General features: G+C 40.6%; 1 protein-coding gene. It reads left to right on the plus strand.

Annotated features, from left to right (window positions below):
• Positions 1–124 precede the first annotated feature (124 nt).
• Entirely contained in the window at positions 125–1,582 is a 1,458-nt protein-coding gene (locus tag F7D20_RS06215; RefSeq protein ID WP_158463301.1) for an IS1182 family transposase, read from the plus strand.
• Positions 1,583–1,768: the final 186 nt, after the last annotated feature.

The following is a 1,768-nucleotide window of genomic DNA, read 5'->3' on the forward strand; positions in this document are numbered from 1 at the left end:
GGAGGGCACTGAAAAAGTCCCTTCATGGGTTATGTTAGTTTAACATTCGATCTTTGAAATAGTGTACCCAAAAGTTGAATATGTGCAATATTTTTTGTATCTTTGTAGAAAAATACAAGGCTCTATGCTAGAACTGCAACAGACCATATCATTCAGTGATTATTCAAGTTTGTATGACTTGATTATCCCAAAAGACAACCTGCTCCGCCGGATTACTGACCTGGTGGACTTTAGTTTCGTATACCAGGAATTGCAGGACAAGTATTGTCATGACAATGGTCGAACAGCAGAGAGTCCTATCCGTATGTTTAAGTATCTTCTTTTAAAGGTAATCTATAACATATCGGATGTTGATGTTGTTGAACGTACTCGCTATGATATGTCGTTTAAGTACTTCTTGGGATTAACTCCTGAGGAGACTAATCTGATTAATCCTAGTTCCTTGACCAAATTCCGTCGACTTCGCCTGAAGGATATGGACCTGTTGGATCTTCTTATCAAGAAGACTGTTTCTATTGCTATAGAAGCAGGTGTCCTCAAGTCTAGAACCATCATTGTTGATGCAACCCATACACATTCTCGTTCCAACCCTATCAGTGCAGCAAAGAGTTTGGAGTATTATTGCAAGGCCGTAATCAAGGTCGTTAATTCTATAGATGACAGCATGGAATTGCCAGAACTTCCTAAAGAGAAGAAGTATTCTTCTATCATGAATACAGCCAAAACGATAGTTGCAACAGTGGAAGCTGACGCTGCAACTGCCAATATGCCTGCAGTCAAGGAACGTCTTAACATGCTGAAAGAATCCATTTCCGATGCAGAGGCACGAGGCGTAATATCAAAAGATGCGGATGCCCGTACAGGACATAAAACAGCGCATTCTTCATTCTTTGGCTATAAAACGCATATAGCTATGAGCGATGAGAGAATTATCACCGCAGCTACTGTCACCTCCGGCGAGAAGGGTGATGGACAGCAATTGCCTGAATTGATAAAGAAGACAGAGGAAGCAGGAATGGAAGTTGATTCCATTGTAGCAGATAAGGCCTATTCCAGCAAGGAAAATCTCAAAATGGCAAAGGAAAGCAATATGCGCCTCTCTGCTCGTTTAAGCTCTGTAATTGACGGAAATCGAACAAACAAACTCCCTTTTGAATACAACAAGGATGCAGATCTGTACGTCTGCCCAGCAGGGCATCTGGCGAAAAGGAAAGAGATGAATAATCGCAAAAATGACAAGCGTCACAGAAACTCCAGCATTACCTACTATTTTGATGTGGACAAATGCAAGGTCTGTCCATTACGTGAAGGTTGCTACAAGGAAGGAGCCAAGACAAAAACATATGCGGTTACCATCAAATCGGATGAACAGTTGGAGCAAATCGAATATCAAAAAACAGAAGAGTTTATAAATCTTCAGAGGAAACGATACAAGATAGAAGCCAAAAACTCCGAACTTAAGAATGTCTTAGGATATGACAGAGCCCTGTCATACGGTTTGTCGTGCATGGAAATGCAGGGAGCTTTGACTATTTTCGCTGCAAATGTGAAGAGAATCCTCAAATTGATGCAAAGTGCATAAGGAGGAAGCTGATTCCTCTATATATTGCCGAATTAAGCGCCAGAAACGTTATAGAAAGCTATTTGGGGCTATATTCCTGTCCCAAAAAGTAATCCACTTTTAAAAGATGAAATACTTCTTGGACAAGAATTAAAGTTCAAAAATATGCTCTGCACTTAAAATTGGGTACCTTTTTCAGTGCCTTCC

It is taken from the genome of Segatella copri (assembly GCF_009495355.1).
Classification (GTDB): domain Bacteria; phylum Bacteroidota; class Bacteroidia; order Bacteroidales; family Bacteroidaceae; genus Prevotella.

Excerpts from the sequence above, each read along its gene's own strand:
- F7D20_RS06215 (WP_158463301.1), top strand. The coding sequence starts at position 125 with ATGCTAGAACTGCAACAGACCATATCATTCAGTGATTATTCAAGTTTG.